This window comes from Butyrivibrio proteoclasticus (genome assembly GCF_900115735.1).
Classification (GTDB): domain Bacteria; phylum Bacillota; class Clostridia; order Lachnospirales; family Lachnospiraceae; genus Butyrivibrio; species Butyrivibrio proteoclasticus_B.
The window spans coordinates 58,676-77,099 of record NZ_FOXO01000005.1 but is presented as its reverse complement, the minus strand read 5'-3'; the positions used below and the strand labels follow the sequence as shown (position 1 = coordinate 77,099).

Genomic DNA, 18,424 nt, shown 5'->3' with positions numbered 1-18,424 from the left:
ATATGTTATAGGAGGGGATATGCGAATTATTGCATTTAGTAACCAAAAGGGTGGTGTAGCAAAAACTACTTCCAGTTATGCGATGGCAGTTGGCCTTGCAAGAAGGGGATATCAAGTATTAGTTGTAGATGCTGATCCTCAGGAGAATCTTTCAATGACAGCAGGAATCGATCTTAATGAGGTGGATCCTGATCCAGAGGATGTTGAAGCTTTAAACCCTGAGCAGAGAAGTTATTTTGAAGAAAATGTACCAGCAAAATTATTTGAAGTAATGGCGGGTGAAAAAGATATAAATAAGGCAATTATACCTATTGCAGAAAATTTGGATCTTATAGTGGGTGGTATTGATCTTGCGTCTGCAGACATGACATTCTCAATGTTGGGACGTGAGAAATTGATTAAAGAAGCATTTAAAAAGATCAAGAAAAAATATGATTTTTGTATTTTTGATTGCAGTCCTGCACTTGGTGTTGTTTTAATGAATATTCTCACAGTTGCAGATGAAGTAATAATCCCATTGGAACCAGGTGCGTTTTCACTGCAAGGACTTTCAAGATTGTATAAATTTATTGGTCAAATTCATGATTTTACAAATGATAAGTTAAAGGTTGATGGAATATTAGTAACAAAGGTTAGAAATACTGCAAATGCCAAAATTTGGATAAATGACATAGAAGAAAAAGCGGATCTTCTCGGAACAACAGTATATAAATCCAAAATAAGGCTTAACGTTTCAGTTGAAGAAGCTCAAACCATGAAAATGGATCTGTTTGAATATGCAGGTGGTTCAAGTGCCGCGCGAGATTATGATGACTTTATTGATGAATTCTTAGGGGAGGATTAATTTATGGCTAGCAAAGCTGATATGCTGAAAAAAAGTGTAAGAAAGACCGGAACAGGTCTTTTTGCCGGAATGCAACCAATTAAGGAAGAAGAAATAAAAGAAGAAAAAGCACAGGCTGTTGAAAAGATAGAAAAGCCAGTAGAAGAGCCAGTAAAAGAAGTTATAGAAGATAAAATAGAGCAGGTTATAAATCAGCCTGTTTCTCAGTCGGTGCAGGCTGTTGATAAAATCCAGACACCGGTTAATGAATTTGTAGCACCGCAGGCTCAGCAGACATATCAGAAACCAATGCCACAGCCAGTTATGCCTGTAGCTCAGCAGACTACGACAGTAAATACAGAGCCAGAGATGCAAATGATGCAATCTCAACAAGTATATGTGCAACCTCAGCCCATACAGGCAGTTCAAACAGTTCAGGGAATGCAGGAAATAGAGCAGTCTAAACAAAAGGCAGCAAAGAGTGAAAAGAATAGCAGATATGAAAAAGATAAATTCCTTCTGCTTGATATAAGAGGATTAAGAGATTACGTAGAACACATGGCAAAGGCAGCTAATATGTCTGCTACAAAGTATATTAGAAATCTTATAGAAATAGACATGCAGCAGAATATGGATATATACGAAGCGCACAAAGCATTGGAAGAAAGACTAAAAGAAAGAAGATAATAAAAAAGGTGATTACGAAAAAATTCGTAATCACCTTTGGTTATACGACCTTCGTACTTATTTCTTTTTTCCGTTAACAGCATCCTTAAGAGCCTTACCAGCTTTGAACTTAGGAACTGTAGCTGCAGGAATCTTGATAGCTGCGCCAGTCTGAGGATTCTTACCTGTTCTAGCTGCTCTCTTAGCAGTCTCAAAAGTACCGAATCCAACAAGCTGAACTTTGCCTTTTTTCTTAAGTTCTTTAGAAACTGCGTCTGTAAAAGCTTTTACAGCTTTCTCTGAATCTTTTTTAGAAAGACCAGTTTCCTTTGCAATAGCATCAACAAGTTCTGTCTTATTCATGGTTTAATACCTCCCTCAATTTGAGCATTTTCATTACTAGAAAAAATTTTACACCCATTTTATGCACATCACAAGTGTTAAAAGTCGAAAAAAAGCAAGAAAAAGTAATATTTTTTAGTGGATTGCTTCAAAAAAACGCTCATTTATGAATTTTAAAGAATATATTTATAAATTATAGGCTATAAATAGCGATTTTTTGATGCCTTAGAGTAAAGACATAATAGTTCTATATAGTTTTCTGAAATAGTAAGTTGAGATAGCAAGTGAAGCAATCTCAGCAATAGGAAAGGCAAACCACACTAAGTTTAAGTTGCCGGTTTTTGAAAGAAGCCATGCAACAGGAATAAGAACTATAAGCTGTCTTCCTACGGATACAACCAGTGAATAGAAGCTCTTTGAAAAAGCCTGGAAAATCGAACCCATTGCGATACAAACACCGGCAATAGGAAATGAAAGGCTGATTATTCTAAGTGCAGGAATGCCGATCTTTATCATGTCATCTGAAGCATTAAAAAGTGATAATAACAAAGCTGGAATCGTCTGAAAAGCAATTGTACCAACGATCATTATAGATACAGCAAGTGTAAGGGCGAATTTTAAAGCTTCTGATATTCTCTTTTTGTTCTTGGCTCCATAGTTATAGGCAAGAACAGGAATAAGACCGTTATTTAGGCCAAATACAGGCATAAAGAAGAAACTCTGAAGTTTGAAGTAAACACCAAATACAGCTGTAGCTGTTGATGAGAAGGCTCCAAGAATCAGATTCATCAAGTATGTCATAACAGATCCGATAGACATCATAAGTATGGATGGAACACCTACGAAATAAATATCCTTGATTGTTGTCGCATCAATACTGAGGATTCTTTTAAAAGAAAAATTGATTTCTTTGTTAAAGTGCAAATTACAATACAGACCGATGCAGGAACCTACGCACTGACCAAATATGGTTGCATAAGCTGCTCCGGCTATTCCAAGCTGTGGAAAAGGACCGATACCAAATATTAGAAGCGGGTCAAAAATAATGTTAATTATGGCGCCTGAAGCCTGTGAAAGCATACTATAGAAGGTTTTGCCTGTTGACTGAAGAAGTCTCTCGAAAGTTATCTGGAAAAAGAGTGCTACTGAACAACATGAGATAATTCTAAGGTAGGTAGCGCCATATTGAGCAATGACAGGTGTGTCAGTCTGTGAATTGATAAATGTGTCAGCGAAAAAGACACCAATGATAAGAAAGAACAAATAGTTGAAAAAAGTGAGTAAAATACCGGTATTAGCAGCCGAATCAGATTTATTGAAGTTTTTTTCACCAAGAGCCCTTGAAAGAAGTGCATTAATACCAACACCTGTTCCTGAGCCAAGGGCAATCATTAAGTTCTGCATAGGAAATGCAAGAGTAACTGCTGTAAGAGCGTCCTGACCAGCATTCGGAGTAGTTCCGACTATCTGAGATACAAAAATGCTATCAACGACATTATAGAGAGCCTGAACAAGCATTGAGATCATCATAGGTAAAGACATTGATACAATCAGTTGTTTTACGGGCATTACACCCATCTTGTTTTCTTTTGTCATAACATCATCCTTTATTTATATAATTGAGCCGTAAAAGTATAACATATAAGAAATTATATGTATATGAGCAAAAATATAAAAAACAGGAACAGTAAAATAGTACGTATTCAATCTTTAGGAATTATAGCTTTAATGATAAAATGAAGCGGGGAAAATGTATTTCATAAAGGGGTTTCTGGTATGGTGAAAGTATTTCTTGTGGAAGACGAATTTGTTGTTAGAGAAGGCATAAAAAACAACATTGACTGGCTGGCAAATGGATTTGATTTCTGTGGGGAGGCATCTGATGGGGAACTTGCTTACTCAATGATTCAGAAAACACAGCCGGATATTCTTATAACAGACATTAAAATGCCATTTATGGACGGTCTGACTCTAAGCCGCATGGTTAAGGCGGAATTTCCATGGATTGAGATAATCCTGCTTACAGGGTACGAAGATTTTCAATATGCAAAAGAGGCAATCAGAATAGGTGTTTCAAGCTATCTTTCAAAACCAATAAGTGGTAACGAACTTTTAAGAGAAGTGAGTTCTGTATCTGAAAAGGTTGAAGAAAAACGCGCAGAGAAGGAAGCTACAAAGCGCTATGAAGAGGAAATGAAAGAGAGGAATGAACTGGATAAACAGACCTTTTTTGGAAAACTTGTAAGCTCTAACTGCGGTGCTTATGAACTTATTGAGATGGCAAAAAAGCTATCTATAGATATAACTGCTCTAAAATATAATGTTCTTCTTATGAAAGTTTGGTCAAAAAAGCATGAGATAGGCGAATTTTCTAATAGCGTCTTAAAAATTGAAGAAGGAATAAGGACTATCGCAACTAATAATGGAGCTATCTGTTTTAATCTGGATTTGGAAGGGCTTTCTTTGCTTTTTAAAGGAGATGATGATAGCACAATTAATACAAATATAGAGTCTACAATCAGGGAAATGATGGGACTTTTTGAGAAATATAATAACATACGATATTTTGGCGGCATAGGTCAAATAGTCAATAGAATAACGGAAATAAGCACATCATTTTCTTGGGCGAGCAGGGCTTTTGCACATATGTACTTAACATCTGACAACGGTTTTATGGTTGGATCTGAAGAGGGGCTCAAGGTAGAAAAAGAAGACATTATTTTGTCCGAGATTGACCCAAAACATATAGATAGAAAGCTTGTTAAAGAGTTTCTGAGGCGAGGAGAAGCATCTGAGACAGAGTTCTTTTTGGAAGAATTCTTTAATGGAATGGGGAAGAATGCAATCAGATCTACAATGCTCAGGCAATATATATCAATGGATCTTTATTTTTGTGTCACAGATTATATTTTAAATGAATTAGGACTTAGCAGAGATGAACTTGATAAACAGATTGCAGCTCCAAATGCAGAAGTTCTTGGGGATGAGAAAAAGACCTTCGATTATATGAAGGAAATTATGAATAAGGCGCTTATCATCAAACAGAGCAACGCAATTGGAAGATACAGGGACATTATGAATGAAGCTGTGTCATATATTGAGAGGCACTACGCGGAGGAAGAACTGTCGCTAAACTCCCTTGCTGCTCACGTAAATTTTTCGCCAAACCACTTAAGTGCCGTATTTAAGCAGGAGACAGGACAACCATTTATCAAATATCTTACAGATTATAGGATGGAGCATGCAAAAGAGCTACTTTGCAGCACTTCAAAAAGAAGTAATGAAATAGGTCAGATGGTTGGTTACAAGGATCCTCATTATTTTTCATATTTATTTAAGAAGACACAAGGACTTACTCCTACGCAGTACAGAAATGGTACTCATGAGGAGGAGTAAGAATGTTCAATGGTCATAGAAAAAAACAGCGATCAAAGCTGGCGGCCCAGATTCGATTGTCATATATTGTACTTCTTATACCGAACCTGATATTTATGGTGTATGCGCTTTACAATCTCTTTTTTGTCAGCGAAAGATATAATACAATGCTGAATTCAGTAGTTGCTGCAAGCGAATTCAGTCTTGACTTTAAGGAAGATTTTGATTATGAGACATACCTTTTGATCGTTGGTAATGTTGCACCTGAGGATTCACAGATACCGGTGTTACTTAGCGATGCGCGAGCTGTTGTTGGTGGATTGAAAGGTTATACGAATACGGATGATAATCAAAAGAGGTTATTAAGTGCAGAAAAGTACTTAAATAACCTCGAAACCTACATAGAAAGAATAAAGAATAATCTCACATATGAGGATAAATACGAGGCAAATATGCTCATATGGGAGAACGATGTTCAGATAGTTACGGCTCTTTTACAAGAGACGATAAATGAGTATATCTACTATGAAAATAAGCAGATTCAGGTAGCGCAAGCAGAAAATAAGAAAGTATTTCTGGATATAATAAAGATTTCAATGGTTATAACAGTTGCTATTATATTAGTTATTTTATTGGTATCATTTGTAGGACCATTGTGGATAACACGCCCTATTGAAGAACAGGTAAAGCAGGAACAAAAACAGCTTAGAAAGGCTGAATTTGAGCTCTTGCAGGCCCAGATAAACCCACATTTTCTATATAACACACTGGATACCATAGTTTGGTCGGCAGAGGCAGGGAATCAGAGACAGGTTGTTAATATGGTTAAGAGTCTGTCTGACTTTTTCAGGGCATCTCTAAATAGAGGAAAAGAAATTGTTTCTGTAAAAGAAGAACTTCAACATGTAAGAAGTTACCTTGAGATACAGCAGATAAGATATCAGGACATACTTAGCTACGAGATAAATGTCGAAGAAACTATTTTTGATTATAGTATTCCTAAGATCACAGTTCAGCCTGTTGTAGAAAATGCACTCTATCACGGCATCAAGAATAAAAGAGGCGGTGGACGAATTACAGTGACCGGAAAAGCGTATGGTAATTATTTTGAAATATGCGTTGAAGATAACGGAAAGGGAATGACTTCAGAGCGTTTAAATGATGTCAAACTTGCGCTTAAGGCTGAAAAACTTGAAAAAAGTGCAGTTTATGGCCTTTATAATGTGAATCAGAGGATAAAGCTGAATTTTGGCGAAGGATATGGACTTGATCTTGATAGTACATATGATGAAGGAACACGAGTTGTTATAAAACTTCCTAAAAAATTAACCGAAATCGTAAAAAATTGAAACAAAATGAAATTTTAATAAAAAAACTAACCTAATTTCAATTTTTATTGAATTTAAAATTTCCTCCTGAAAACTACAATGTGTTTAAGAGGTGGGGACAACCCAAAACACATAATATTTTAGGAGGAAATTGTTATGATGAGGAAAGTATTGTCAATCGTTATGGCATCAGCCATGACACTTGGTCTTGTTGCATGTGGAAGCACAGCGACAGCAAGCACAACCACAGAAGCTCCGGCTTCTTCAGGCGGCCTTATTAAGGTTGGTATTATCAATAACGACCCCAACGAGTCCGGTTATCGTACAGCTAATGATGCTGATCTTAAAGCAAAATTCACAAAAGAAAACGGATATGATGTGTCTTTTGCTTACAGCTTAAAGAATGATGAACAGATTCAGTACGCTCAGACATTTATTCAGGATGAAGTTGATTATCTTCTCCTTTCAGCTGCTGATACAGCAGGTTGGGATTCAGTTCTTAAGGATGCACAGGCTGCAGGAATCAAAGTAATTCTTTTTGACCGTACTATTGATGCAGATGCAAGTCTCTATGAAGCTTCAATCGTATCAGATATGGCAAAAGAAGGACAGACAGCTGTTGACTGGCTCGCTGGACAGAATCTTTCAGAGTACAATGTAATCCATATTCAGGGTGTAATGGGTTCAGCTGCTCAGCAGGGACGTAGTGGTGCTCTTGATACTAAGGTTGCTGCTGAATCAAACTGGAACATCGTTAAACAGCAGACAGCGGAATGGAATGCAGAGAAGGCACAGCAGATCGTTCAGTCAGTTATCGATGCAGGCACACCATTTAACGTAATCTACGCTGAGAATGATGATATGGCAAAGGGTGCTGTTGCAGCACTTGATGCAGCAGGTATCTCACATGGTGTTGGCAAAGACGTTGTAGTTATGGGCTTTGACTGCAATAAGTGGGCACTTGAAGAGCTTCTTAACCAGAACTGGAACTATGATGGACAGTGCAATCCTTTCCAGGCTAGTTACATTGATGACATCATCAAGACATTAGAGAGTGGCGGAACACTTTCACAGAAGACAATCATCATGGATGAAAAGGGCTTCGATGCAACAACAATCACACAGCAGGATGTTGACACATACGGAATTTAATTAAGTAAAAAAGAAAGGACGCGGTGCGGCAGGAGTCCGTAAGGACAACCGCACCGCGTTTTTTAAAAGAAATAGAGGTAATGCCTGTGGAAGAGAAACAAGTGCTAACGATGCGAGGCATCAATAAATCATTTCCTGGAGTTAAAGCTCTTCAGAATGTGGATTTTACCCTGAACAAAGGGGAAATACATGCTCTGATGGGAGAAAATGGTGCAGGAAAATCAACACTGATCAAGGTACTGACGGGTGTGTATTCCAAAGATGCAGGAACAATCTGCCTTGATGGCAAAGGAGAGGTTCAGATCCATTCACCTCAGGACGCCCAAAGGCTTGGAATCAGTACAGTTTATCAGGAGATCACTCTTTGTCCCAATCTTACTGTAGCTGAGAATATGTTTATTGGCAGAGGAGAAGGACGATTAGTAGACTGGAAGAGCATAAATGCAGACACTGAGAAGCTTTTAAAGAAACTTGATATTCCTGCAAAGGCAACGCAGCAGCTTGCAAACTGTTCAATAGCAGTTCAACAGATGGTTGCTATAGCCAGAGCAGTTGATATGGACTGTAAAGTGTTGATACTTGATGAACCGACTTCTTCCCTCGATGAGCAGGAAGTAGAAAAACTTTTTGGCCTTATGAGAGATCTTAAGGCTATGGGAGTTGGAATTATATTTGTAACTCACTTTCTGGATCAGGTTTATGAAGTCTGCGATAAGATCACAGTTCTTAGAGATGGTCAGCTTGTTGGAGAATATGAGATAAAAGACCTTCCTAGAGTACAGCTCGTTGCAAAAATGCTCGGAAAAGAGATGGACGATCTATCAGATATCAAAGGCGAGAATGCAGCATATGCAGGAAAAGATGCTGATGAGAAAGTATTTGAAGCATCAGGGCTTCAGAGTAATGCCGGAATAAAGCCTTTTGATTTTTATATCCAAAAGGGCGAGGTGAACGGATTTACAGGTCTTTTGGGCTCTGGTCGAAGTGAGTGTGTTCGTTCAATCTTTGGAGCAGACAGGGTAATAGGAGGCCATGTGAAAGTACATGGCAAGGAAGTTAAGATAAGTAAACCTTTGGATGCCATGAAAAATGGAATAGCATACTTGCCTGAAGACAGAAAAGTGGATGGAATAATCGGAGATCTTTCCGTAAGGGATAACATTATACTTGCACTTCAGGTTTTAACAGGCTTTTTTAAGCCATTCAGCAAGGCAAAAGCCAACGCTTTTGCTGAGGAATACATAAAAAAACTGAATATTAAGACTGCATCGGCTGATACCCCTATAAAATCTCTTTCCGGTGGAAATCAGCAGAAAGTGATCCTGGCAAGGTGGCTGTTAATGCATCCTGAATATCTTATTCTGGATGAGCCTACCAGAGGAATTGATGTAGGAACGAAAGTAGATATACAAAAGCTTGTGTTAGAGCTTGCTTCAGAAGGTATGAGCGTTACATTTATCTCTTCTGAAACAGATGAAATGCTAAGAACGTGCTCAAGGCTGGTAGTTATGCGTGACAGAAAAGTTGTAGGGGAGCTTTCGGGCAAAGATCTTACACAGAACAAGATCATGAGCACTATTGCAGGGGGAGAATAAGGTATGAATAAGCAAATATTAAAAAAGATAACGAGCAATCAGCTCTTTATTCCGCTTATGGCACTTATACTTCTGGCAGTAATAAATCTGATCAATGATCCGGGATTTTTTAAAGTAACTGTTGGAACAAATAATGCCGGAAATCCGGTTTTATCAGGTTATCTGATAACAATTCTTGATTATGGTTCAGAGCTTGCAATTCTGGCTATAGGCATGACACTTGTTACAGCTGCATCTGGCGGACAGGATATCTCTGTAGGTGCAACAATAGCTATTGCAGGATCTGCTATGTTAAGAGTTCTGTGCGGTGGCAATTCAAGACCGGAAACCATTAAAGCTCCGATTATTGTGGCATTTCTTGTAGCCTGTATAGTCGGTATGCTCTGTGGAGCATTCAATGGAATGCTGGTTGCGATTTTTAAGATACAGCCTATGATAGCGACACTGATTCTTTTTACAGCGGGGCGTTCAATTGCTGCCTGGATTAACAACAATGAACTTCCAATCGTTCCGGATCCGAAATTTGCCTACTTTGGTGGATTTATCCCGGGGATTCCGATTCCGACCACAGTATTTATAGTAATTGCGTGCATTATAGTTATTGCCATTGTACTAAAATATACAAATTTGGGATTATATACACAGGCAGTCGGAATAAATGAAAATTCTTCAAGGCTTAATGGAATAAATCCAACATTCATAAAGTTCTTATCTTTTGTTATATTGGGCCTTTGCGTTGCAGTAGCAGCTCTTATCAAGGTAAGCAGGTTATCAACGATCAATTACTCGGTAATAGCAAAAGACATAGAGATGGACGCTATTTTAGCGGTAGCGCTTGGAGGTAACGCTCTTTCAGGAGGAAAGTTCAATATGTGGGCTTCGATTTTGGGAGCATATGTCATTCAGTTTTTGACTACTACCCTTTATAAATTCAATGTGCAGTCTGATGCTCTTGCGGCATATAAAGCTGTTGTTGTTATCCTGCTCGTTATATTCTCAGCACCTACAGTAAGGGACTACATGACAAAGCTGACAAAACAGCTTCCAATGTTTAGAAAGGAGGCTGCATAAATGAAAAAGATAAAAGAAAATACAAGCATCTTCAATAAAATGAGTGATACAAACCTGCTTCTTACAATTACAATTGTTATCTTTTTCTTGATGTATATAGGGGCAGTACTGTTCCAGGGTGGTGGATTTACTAAACCTCAGATGTTTTTTAACATTTTGAATGCAAATGCAGCACTTATTATTACAGCCTGTGGAATGAGCATAGTTATGATAAGCGGTGGAATCGACATTTCTGTCGGAGGTGTTGTGGCACTAGTGTCAATGTGCTGTGCGGTGTATCTTGACTACCATGACGGAAGCATCATAGGTTCGATTTTGATAGCTTTGGGAATAGGACTTGCTTATGGACTGGTTCAGGGTTTTCTGGTTGCTTACCTTGATATTCAGCCATTTATCGTATCTCTTGCCGGCATGTTTTTTGCCAGAGGTATGACGACAATAGTAAATACAGCGCCATTTAATGTGGAAGATACAGAGTTTAATGCACTGAAATTAACAAGAATAAATGTTCCGGGACTTGGATCGGTGAACAAAAAGGGAATATATGTACCAGCGTATGTTGAAATTGGTGTGATAGTAGCGCTTATTCTTGTGGTATTATTATTCTTAGTACTTCGCTATACCAGGCTTGGAAGGAACTTATATGCAGTTGGCGGCAATAAGCAGAGCGCATTGATGCTTGGAATAAATGTAAAAAGAACTAAGTTCTTATCACATCTTATCTGCAGCCTTCTTGCGGGAATCGGAGGATATGTATATTTCCTTCATGTAGGTTCAGGTGCTGCCAGTCACGCAATGGGAATGGAGATGAATGCCATTGCTTCATCTATCATCGGCGGAACAATGCTCACAGGTGGTGTTGGTAACATCATCGGAACTTTGTTTGGAGTTTTATCACTCAGCACAATTCAGAACATAGTAGCTTCTGCCGGTCTTGATCAGGCATGGTGGACCGGAATCACAATTGCAGCTATGCTCTGTATATTCCTGCTCATCCAAAGTATAGTAATGTCTCAAAAAAAGAAAGCTCTTAAAATATAAGGACATTGAGATATGAGAAAAAACGCCATGTTAGCGCTAGTACTGCTCCTGCTTTCGGTTTTTACAGCCGGATGCGGGAGCAGTACTATTAATGAACAAAATCCGGATGTTGAAAATGAGGTTACCAAAAACTATATAACAGTAGGATTCTCACAACTAGGTGCCGAATCAGACTGGAGAAGTACAAATACAGAGTCCATGCTTGATGCTTTTTCCCAGGAAAATGGCTATAACCTGATATATAAGAATGGCCAGCAGAAACAGTCTAATCAGATAACTGCCATAAGAATGTTTATACAGCAGGAAGTCGACTATATTGTCCTTGCGCCTGCAATGGAGACTGGCTGGGATTCAGTACTTGGAGAGGCAAAAGAAGCAGGAATTCCCGTGATAATTGTGGACAGGCGAGTAGATGTTGCAGATAAGAACCTCTATTCCTGCTGGGTTGGCTCTGATTTTGAGCTTGAGGGTAAAAAGGTTGCTGCCTGGTTAAAGGCTTTTACTGAAAAACGAGGCATATCAGCCGATGATATCCACATTGTAAATATACAGGGGACTATCGGATCAACAGCTCAGATTGGCAGATCAAGGGGACTTGCAAATGCTGCAAGAGCAAATGGCTGGGATATACTTGATGAAGTGAGCGGCGATTTTACGGAGACCAAGGGCAGAGAAGTTATGGCTTCGTTCCTTCGTAAATATGACAATGTCAATGTTGTATACTGTGAAAATGATAATGAGGCCATAGGAGCTATTGAGGCCATTGAAAATGCAGGCAAAAAGGTTGGAGCAGACATCACAAACGGTGAGATAATGGTTGTTTCTTTTGATGGTGTAAACCAGGAAGCCATAAACTATGCAAAAGAAGGAAAAATTGCCTGTATTGCAGAGTGTAATCCTCATCATGGTCCAAGAGTCAGTTCCCTCATAAAAACACTAAATTCAGGCGGAATACCGGACAAATTTAACTATGTATCTGAGAAACTATACAGCTCTTTTGACGATATAAGTGAAATTGTGGTGGATGGAAGTACATATACGATTGATGAACTCGAATAAAAGTGGTATTTTTATTTATATTTAATTTGTATAGGTTATAGTTTGCTGTCATAATAATATTGCTAATGTTGATTCGGGTTAGGAGACTATTATGAGGAAGAAGATACTTATAGCTGATGACACTAATTTTATGAGAGAAATGCTTAAGGCTGCCCTTGATCCCGAAAAGTATCAGATTGTAGGTGAGGCTCTCACCGGAGAGCAGGCAGTTGAGTTTTATAAGGAAAAACAGCCGGATCTTTTGATCCTGGATATCAATATGCCTAAGATGAACGGCATTGACGCTCTTACTGAGGTCATGAAGATTGATCCTAAGGCCAATGTTATCATGTGTTCAGACCAAAAGTATGAGAACATGATAGTCCTAGCCCTTAAAAAGGGTGCAAAAGATTTTGTGGTAAAGCCATTTACATCGACAGATGTCGTTGTGGCTGTTAGAAAGGTTTTTGGGGAAGAAGATGCTTAAACAAATTTCAATCTACGCTGAGAATAAGAAAGGATGCTTGCAGAATATTACTGGAATTCTTTGCCAGAATGGAATTAATATACTTGGTTCTGTTACAAATGATTCTGCTGAATATGGAATAATCAGAATGGTTGTTTCAGATCCGGAAAAATGTATCGAGGTGCTTCAGGGAGCAGGGTATCTTTGTAAGACTACACCTGTTCTGGCAGTGGAATGTCAGGATGAAGTAGGAGCCTTTGATAAAATTTTAAAAACACTTTTTTCAAGCAACATCAATGTTAATTATACATATCTATCATTTAATCGCGAATCTGCACGACCAATAATGGTTATCAGTACAGATGATGTTAAGGCAGTTGAGAACATTCTTGTTAACAGAGGTTACAATTGTATTTAAGGAGTAGATATGTACGATTTTGTCACATCCAAAGATTGTATCTGTGAGAATTCTTTTAAGTATAAAGATATGCTGAAAAGAAATCCTGATGTTCCTTCGGGAATAGTCCCAATGTCAATTGCAGACATGGAATTTAGGACTGCTCCGGAGATCACAGAGGAGATAAAGAGATATCTGGACCACAATTATCTTGGTTATACAGACATTTCTGATAGCTATCTTAACTCAATAGTAAATTGGATGGGGAAAAGACATAATTATGAAATAAAAAAAGAATGGATTGCGCCATCAGATGGAGTTGTTACAGCTATTGGAGATTTGATCCTTAGCACAACCGCCCCAGGTGATGGCGTTGTTGTTTTTTCACCTGTTTATAAGCCGTTCAAAAGAGCTGTAAAGATGAAAGACCGTAATCTCATAGAGATTTCGCTTATACTTGATGGAGCAGGATATAGAATTGATTATGAGGAATTTGAAAAAGTGGCTAAAAAAGCTGATACGAAGCTTTTAATATTCTGCAATCCACATAATCCTGTAGGAAGAGTATGGACTAAAGATGAGCTTTTAAAAGTATATGATATATGCGTGAGAAATGATGTCTTTATAATTGATGATGAAATCCATCATGATCTTATAATGCCGGGATTTGAGCATACAGTAATGGCTCGCATTTCAAAAGACGCCGGAATGCATATGGCAGTATGCACGGCTCCAAGTAAGAGCTTTAACCTCGCAGGGCTTCAGACGTCTTATGCGATCATTGAAAATCCGGATATTTATAAAAAGTTCAAGGCATCAAGGCTTGACGGCTTTAGATCTGTGACCAATGTGCTTGGAATGGTAGCCTTAGAGGCTGCGTATACTTACGGTGAACGATGGCTTGATGAGTGCATTCAGGTTATTTACGATAATTACAGGTACATTTCTGAATTTATTGAAAAAAACATTCCGGAAATCAAAATTTTCCCTTTAGAGGGCACTTATCTTTTGTGGTGTGACTGTAGGTCACTTGGTTTAAATAAAACCGAATTAGAGGCATTTATGGCCGAAAAAGCATATATATTTGCGGACGAGGGTTACATTTTTGGAGATGAGGGTATTGGTTTTGAGAGAATTAACATCGCATGTCCAAACCAGGTGATAAAAGAGACCATGGAAAGGTTATATTACGCATATAAGATATATATCAAGAAGTAAAGGAGAAATATGTAAGATATGATTACCAAAAAGAACAAAAAGGTAGTAGCAATAATAGCACTGGCACTTATTCTCGCAATGGTCATAGGAACAGTTGCCAGTGCACTTATCTGAAGATCATAGACGTTCTAAGACTTCAAGGACATCAGAAAAGTATTCTTTTCTGATGTTTTCTTTTGCATTAAAGATCTCATGCTTTGATTCATCAAAATTTATAAATTTGGCAGATGGAACGAGTTGTTCAAATTGCCTGTAGCCCTCAGGATCTATAAGATGGTCATTCCCGGCAGTAAATACAGTGATAGGGATTTGGAGTTTGCCTGCATTTTTCATGATAACCTTGTTGGTCTTAAGGCTTGCCAGGGCCCATCCTATCGAGGCGCCATAGGTTTGGTAATGCTCGTCTTTTAACCTTCTTTCAAACATATAGTCGTAACGCGGCTTTGACATGGCGCTACTGGTTTCAAATACAGGCTTTCCATCAAATCTTTTTTGTCCCGGAGCAAGTGCTTTTTTCTTACCAAAAAGAAAAGCGTAGATACCCAGGAGCTTTATCAGAATAGGCGAAGTATTGTTCTTCATCTTCAGCATCGGAGAGCTTAAGATGGCTGAGTCAAAGTACTTTGTATATTTTTCAAGAAAAAGTGTGCCTACAGCACCTCCCATTGAGTGTGCGAGAAGCGTTCTGCGCATGGAAGAAGTATTTGGAACTACTATTTTTTCTACAAAAACGTGCAGATCTTCAACGTATGTATTGTAATTATCTATGTAGACAATATCAGGAGTCTTGAGCTTGCCGCCTGAATATCCGTGACCGCGCTGCTCCATGAAAAAGACAGCATAACCTGCCTCGTATAAATACCAGGCATATTCATGAAATTTTGCCCAGAATTCACAGAAACCGTGAACTATAACGATAGCTCTTTTGGCAGAGTCCGGTATTGCGTAGTAGTAATTCATCTTGGTACCATCAAAAGAATTAAAAACTCCCTGAGAGACATGCTCCCTTCGCCACGCTTTATTCTCGGTATTCATGGCACTGATGAAGTTATCTTCTCCTAAAAGTTCGATTTTTGCCATTTGCTTAAGCATCCTTTACCAGTTTTTTTGCATTTTCAGCTTTCCAAAGATTTTCATAGGAAAAACCTGTGACTTTTTCACATATTCTCTTTTCCTCTTCTGTTATAGAAGAAGTATCTTCGCCCTTTCTACGTGCGATTTCCTTTTGGATAATATCAAATTCCCTGCCTGTAAGTGGGAATACCACTGCAGTGATGAACAATAAGGTAATAAGTATTGCAGGAACTACAATATAGATCATAGCAATTCCCTTTTGAGTTGAAAGAGCCTGTCTCTGGCCAGCATTAGCGATATTTTCGTCAAATCCAACAGCAGCTAAAAGGAAGCCGATTCCTGCAGCGGAGAGGCCTGATGAGATTTTTCTTGCAAAAGTAGCCATTCCTGAGACAATTCCAGGGCGTCTTATGGATGTAATAAGCTCATCTACCTCTGCCATATCAGCCATGATCGCGAAAATGCTGGTGAGAGTTGCTGCATTACCAAATCCGATAAATGCTGTAAGTACCAGGACCGGAACAATGCTTGCCCCTTCATATGAGAATGCAAGAAGTCCTAAAGTACCGATGAGTCTTGTAGGTGCACCTATGAGAATAGTCGTTCTTTTTGAAGTCTTGCTCATAATAGGGCCCCAGAAAACCATACCGACAAGCTGAGATACCAGAATTGTGGCCATTAAGTAGATAAAGTAGCCATTTGAATAGCCATTAAGAACATCGTCAATATAGTAGACTGCCATTCCTGAGACAAAGTCCATACCGCATTGGCCAAATAGATATATTCCAAGGAAAAGCTTGAAAGATCTGCTTTTAAGAACGCTTATTGACTGAGGAAAGCTTTCTCTTAAAGTTGTTTTTACAGGTTCTTTTTTCTTTTCCCAGGTACCTATGAAAGTAACAGTAGTTGTAATGAAGAAAAGAATACTGAAAAGAACTGCGCAGGTCATGTACTGAGCAGGTTTAGTGTTGTCTTTTATGATAAAAGACGGAACAAGTCCGCAGACCATAGAACCAAGAGTAGACCATACCATACGAACAGTAGAAAACTTGGAGCGCATAGTATAATCGTCGATCATATCAGGCAACAGGCCATTATATGGAACCATCAGAATAGTAAAACCTGTTGAAAACAGGCAAAACATGATCAGATAAAAAAAGTACATTGCCCATATGGATCTGGATGGAATTGTGAGCCATAGTAGTAAGAAAGTAACTGATGAAGCTATTCCGCCAACGAAGATATAAAAGCGCTTTGCGCCGAATTTAGACACGGTTCTGTCTGTAATGTTACCCATCATAGGGTCAGTTATCGCATCCCAGATTTTTCCTACAAGTGGAATTGTTCCGGCGAGAGCAGCCGGCATGCCAAGTGCTTTGATAAGGAAGACGGTAAAGAACGTATTTATGATGACAAAAGCACCGCCTCCATAGAATTCAGCCATTCCAAACATTATTCTGTGCGCCATGTTGTAGTTTGGCTTTTTTCCGTAGTATTCCATTGATGTAACCCCCTAAAATCCCCAAGTTTGAATATATTTAAGTATAGCATTTTTAATAAATCTCAAATATGGCAATAATAGATAGATTCTTTTTATGTTAATTAGTCACATTTCTATAATCTATGCTATCATTAGATAAACTTAAATGAGGATGAAAAAATGATGAATGATAAGGTAATAAGAGAAAAATACAACACGATCACGGATCTGCTCATATGCAAGGGACTTACTATCACGACAATGGAGAGTTGTACAGGTGGGCTTATTGCATCTCTTTTAACAGATATAGAAGGTTCATCTGCCGTTATCAAAGGCGCATTTGTTACATATTCCAACGAAGCCAAGATAATGGAAGGTGTTCCGCAGGATATTATTGAGGAATATGGAGTATATTCAAAAGAAACTGCTGATGCTATGGCAATAGCCTGCAAAAAATCTTTTGGCGCTGATATCGGAATAGGGGTAACAGGAACCATGGGAAACAAGGATCCTCTAAATGAAGACAGCGCGCTGGGGCAGATATATTATACAATTGCTTATAAAAACGATTGTTATTCCAAAGATACGATTATAATGCCGCAAAAGAGCAGATACGATTACAAACTTGAAGTTGCGGATATTATTGCTGATGATCTTCGTTCAATAATAGAAGAGAGGTTTTAATGAACGTATTTGATATGATCGGGCCCATAATGATAGGACCATCAAGTTCCCATACAGCTGGTGCTGTCAGACTTGGAAGAGTAGTGAATAAGCTTATAGATAACAGACAGCTAAAAAAGGTTGAAATAACTTTGTCAGGTTCTTTTGCCCAAACTTATAAGGGGCATGGTACGGACAGAGCGCTTTTAGCCGGCATCATGGGATATAAAAGCTATTCTCCGGAAATCCGAAGTGCTCTTGATATTGCTTCGGAGCAGGGAATTGAATATGAGTTTATTACAGAGAATATAAAAGGCGCCCATCCTAATACTGCCAGGATCCATTATTTCTTAAATGATGGAACTGAAGGCGTCATGCAGGGGGCAAGTATAGGCGGCGGAAACATATTGGTTAACCAGATCAATGGTATGAATGTTGAGTTTAACGGTGAAAATAATACAATTCTGGTAATGCATGAGGATAAGCCCGGCGTCATCGCCAGTGTGACCAATATGATGCATTGGGAGCATGCAGAGCTCAATATTTCTAATTTTCATTTGTCCAGGCAGGAAAAAGGCGGCGATGCCATCATGACTATTGAGATTGATAATCAGCCTCCGGATACGCTGGTGGAGGATATTAGGAAGATTGATCATGTCACAAATGCGATCTTGATAAGAAGAGTCTGAATTAGA

General features: G+C 38.6%; 18 protein-coding genes. 14 read left to right on the top strand and 4 right to left on the bottom strand.

Annotated elements, in window-relative coordinates; genetic code table 11:
- Positions 1-19 precede the first annotated feature (19 nt).
- Together BM146_RS04595 and BM146_RS19350 are read left to right on the top strand one after the other, a co-directional pair.
- On the top strand, positions 20-844 hold the full coding sequence (locus tag BM146_RS04595; protein WP_074885026.1) for a ParA family protein: 825 nt from the start codon (positions 20-22) through the stop codon (positions 842-844).
- Between the two features lie 3 nt (positions 845-847).
- Positions 848-1,510 (top strand): hypothetical protein, encoded by a 663-nt coding sequence (locus tag BM146_RS19350; protein WP_074885020.1) that lies wholly within the window; start codon positions 848-850, stop codon positions 1,508-1,510.
- Between the two features lie 57 nt (positions 1,511-1,567).
- Here the strand turns inward: BM146_RS19350 and BM146_RS04585 are convergent, their stop codons facing one another.
- Together BM146_RS04585 and BM146_RS04580 are read right to left on the bottom strand one after the other, a co-directional pair.
- Positions 1,568-1,852 (bottom strand): HU family DNA-binding protein, encoded by a 285-nt coding sequence (locus BM146_RS04585; RefSeq protein WP_022766405.1) that lies wholly within the window; start codon positions 1,850-1,852, stop codon positions 1,568-1,570.
- Positions 1,853-2,056: 204 nt separating this feature from the next.
- Positions 2,057-3,427 carry an MATE family efflux transporter gene (locus tag BM146_RS04580; protein WP_074885016.1) on the bottom strand — a complete coding sequence of 457 codons (1,371 nt, stop codon included), beginning with the start codon at positions 3,425-3,427 and terminating at the stop codon, positions 2,057-2,059.
- A 180-nt stretch (positions 3,428-3,607) separates the two neighbouring features.
- On the opposite strand from BM146_RS04580, the gene BM146_RS04575 reads away from it, so the two are divergent.
- The 10 genes from BM146_RS04575 (at position 3,608) to BM146_RS04530 (ending at position 14,512) form a co-directional block, all read left to right on the top strand.
- The gene (locus BM146_RS04575; RefSeq protein WP_074885011.1) at positions 3,608-5,227 is read left to right on the top strand and encodes a response regulator transcription factor; all 1,620 of its coding nucleotides are present in this window, start codon (positions 3,608-3,610) and stop codon (positions 5,225-5,227) included.
- A gap of 2 nt (positions 5,228-5,229) precedes the next feature.
- Positions 5,230-6,555 carry a sensor histidine kinase gene (locus BM146_RS04570; RefSeq protein WP_074885008.1) on the top strand — a complete coding sequence of 442 codons (1,326 nt, stop codon included), beginning with the start codon at positions 5,230-5,232 and terminating at the stop codon, positions 6,553-6,555.
- Positions 6,556-6,690: 135 nt separating this feature from the next.
- Complete coding sequence (locus tag BM146_RS04565) at positions 6,691-7,686, top strand: ABC transporter substrate-binding protein (protein WP_074885004.1); 996 nt, start codon at positions 6,691-6,693, stop codon at positions 7,684-7,686.
- An 80-nt stretch (positions 7,687-7,766) separates the two neighbouring features.
- Positions 7,767-9,281, top strand: coding sequence for a sugar ABC transporter ATP-binding protein (locus tag BM146_RS04560; RefSeq protein WP_074885001.1), 1,515 nt, complete (start codon positions 7,767-7,769; stop codon positions 9,279-9,281).
- Between the two features lie 3 nt (positions 9,282-9,284).
- Positions 9,285-10,352, top strand: a complete 1,068-nt coding sequence (locus BM146_RS04555) for an ABC transporter permease (protein ID WP_074884998.1) — start codon at positions 9,285-9,287, stop codon at positions 10,350-10,352.
- Positions 10,353-11,393, top strand: a complete 1,041-nt coding sequence (locus tag BM146_RS04550; protein ID WP_074884995.1) for an ABC transporter permease subunit — start codon at positions 10,353-10,355, stop codon at positions 11,391-11,393.
- 27 nt (positions 11,394-11,420) lie between these two features.
- Positions 11,421-12,452: an ABC transporter substrate-binding protein gene (locus tag BM146_RS04545; protein WP_074884993.1), complete on the top strand. Its 1,032-nt coding sequence runs from the start codon at positions 11,421-11,423 to the stop codon at positions 12,450-12,452.
- Between the two features lie 91 nt (positions 12,453-12,543).
- Positions 12,544-12,918 carry a response regulator gene (locus tag BM146_RS04540; protein ID WP_074884990.1) on the top strand — a complete coding sequence of 125 codons (375 nt, stop codon included), beginning with the start codon at positions 12,544-12,546 and terminating at the stop codon, positions 12,916-12,918.
- Positions 12,911-13,315 (top strand): amino acid-binding protein, encoded by a 405-nt coding sequence (locus tag BM146_RS04535; RefSeq protein WP_074884987.1) that lies wholly within the window; start codon positions 12,911-12,913, stop codon positions 13,313-13,315. Before BM146_RS04540 ends, BM146_RS04535 begins: the two co-directional genes overlap by 8 nt.
- A gap of 9 nt (positions 13,316-13,324) precedes the next feature.
- On the top strand, positions 13,325-14,512 hold the full coding sequence (locus tag BM146_RS04530; protein WP_074884984.1) for a MalY/PatB family protein: 1,188 nt from the start codon (positions 13,325-13,327) through the stop codon (positions 14,510-14,512).
- 117 nt (positions 14,513-14,629) lie between these two features.
- On the opposite strand, the gene BM146_RS04525 is transcribed toward BM146_RS04530, so the two are convergent.
- Complete coding sequence (locus tag BM146_RS04525; RefSeq protein WP_074885276.1) at positions 14,630-15,592, bottom strand: alpha/beta fold hydrolase; 963 nt, start codon at positions 15,590-15,592, stop codon at positions 14,630-14,632.
- Positions 15,593-15,596: 4 nt separating this feature from the next.
- Positions 15,597-17,087, bottom strand: a complete 1,491-nt coding sequence (locus tag BM146_RS04520) for an MFS transporter (RefSeq protein ID WP_074884981.1) — start codon at positions 17,085-17,087, stop codon at positions 15,597-15,599.
- Positions 17,088-17,246: 159 nt separating this feature from the next.
- Here BM146_RS04520 and BM146_RS04515 point away from each other — a divergent pair, with 159 nt between their 5' ends.
- On the top strand, positions 17,247-17,750 hold the full coding sequence (locus BM146_RS04515; protein ID WP_074884977.1) for a CinA family protein: 504 nt from the start codon (positions 17,247-17,249) through the stop codon (positions 17,748-17,750).
- Entirely contained in the window at positions 17,750-18,418 is a 669-nt protein-coding gene (sdaAB, locus tag BM146_RS04510; RefSeq protein ID WP_074884972.1) for an L-serine ammonia-lyase, iron-sulfur-dependent subunit beta, read from the top strand. Before BM146_RS04515 ends, sdaAB begins: the two co-directional genes overlap by 1 nt.
- The last annotated feature ends 6 nt before the right edge of the window (positions 18,419-18,424 follow it).

Bases quoted from the DNA above. Each gene is read 5' to 3' on its own strand.
- BM146_RS04545 (WP_074884993.1), top strand. From the start codon at position 11,421: ATGTTAGCGCTAGTACTGCTCCTGCTTTCGGTTTTTACAGCCGGATGC.
- BM146_RS04540 (WP_074884990.1), top strand. From the start codon at position 12,544: ATGAGGAAGAAGATACTTATAGCTGATGACACTAATTTTATGAGAGAA.
- BM146_RS04555 (WP_074884998.1), top strand. From the start codon at position 9,285: ATGAATAAGCAAATATTAAAAAAGATAACGAGCAATCAGCTCTTTATT.
- BM146_RS04525 (WP_074885276.1), bottom strand. From the start codon at position 15,592: ATGGCAAAAATCGAACTTTTAGGAGAAGATAACTTCATCAGTGCCATG.
- BM146_RS04515 (WP_074884977.1), top strand. From the start codon at position 17,247: ATGATGAATGATAAGGTAATAAGAGAAAAATACAACACGATCACGGAT.
- BM146_RS04565 (WP_074885004.1), top strand. From the start codon at position 6,691: ATGATGAGGAAAGTATTGTCAATCGTTATGGCATCAGCCATGACACTT.
- BM146_RS04580 (WP_074885016.1), bottom strand. From the start codon at position 3,427: ATGACAAAAGAAAACAAGATGGGTGTAATGCCCGTAAAACAACTGATT.
- BM146_RS04530 (WP_074884984.1), top strand. From the start codon at position 13,325: ATGTACGATTTTGTCACATCCAAAGATTGTATCTGTGAGAATTCTTTT.
- BM146_RS04585 (WP_022766405.1), bottom strand. From the start codon at position 1,852: ATGAATAAGACAGAACTTGTTGATGCTATTGCAAAGGAAACTGGTCTT.
- BM146_RS04535 (WP_074884987.1), top strand. From the start codon at position 12,911: ATGCTTAAACAAATTTCAATCTACGCTGAGAATAAGAAAGGATGCTTG.
- BM146_RS04550 (WP_074884995.1), top strand. From the start codon at position 10,353: ATGAAAAAGATAAAAGAAAATACAAGCATCTTCAATAAAATGAGTGAT.
- BM146_RS04575 (WP_074885011.1), top strand. From the start codon at position 3,608: ATGGTGAAAGTATTTCTTGTGGAAGACGAATTTGTTGTTAGAGAAGGC.
- sdaAB (WP_074884972.1), top strand. From the start codon at position 17,750: ATGAACGTATTTGATATGATCGGGCCCATAATGATAGGACCATCAAGT.
- BM146_RS04520 (WP_074884981.1), bottom strand. From the start codon at position 17,087: ATGGAATACTACGGAAAAAAGCCAAACTACAACATGGCGCACAGAATA.
- BM146_RS04595 (WP_074885026.1), top strand. From the start codon at position 20: ATGCGAATTATTGCATTTAGTAACCAAAAGGGTGGTGTAGCAAAAACT.
- BM146_RS19350 (WP_074885020.1), top strand. From the start codon at position 848: ATGGCTAGCAAAGCTGATATGCTGAAAAAAAGTGTAAGAAAGACCGGA.
- BM146_RS04560 (WP_074885001.1), top strand. From the start codon at position 7,767: ATGCCTGTGGAAGAGAAACAAGTGCTAACGATGCGAGGCATCAATAAA.
- BM146_RS04570 (WP_074885008.1), top strand. From the start codon at position 5,230: ATGTTCAATGGTCATAGAAAAAAACAGCGATCAAAGCTGGCGGCCCAG.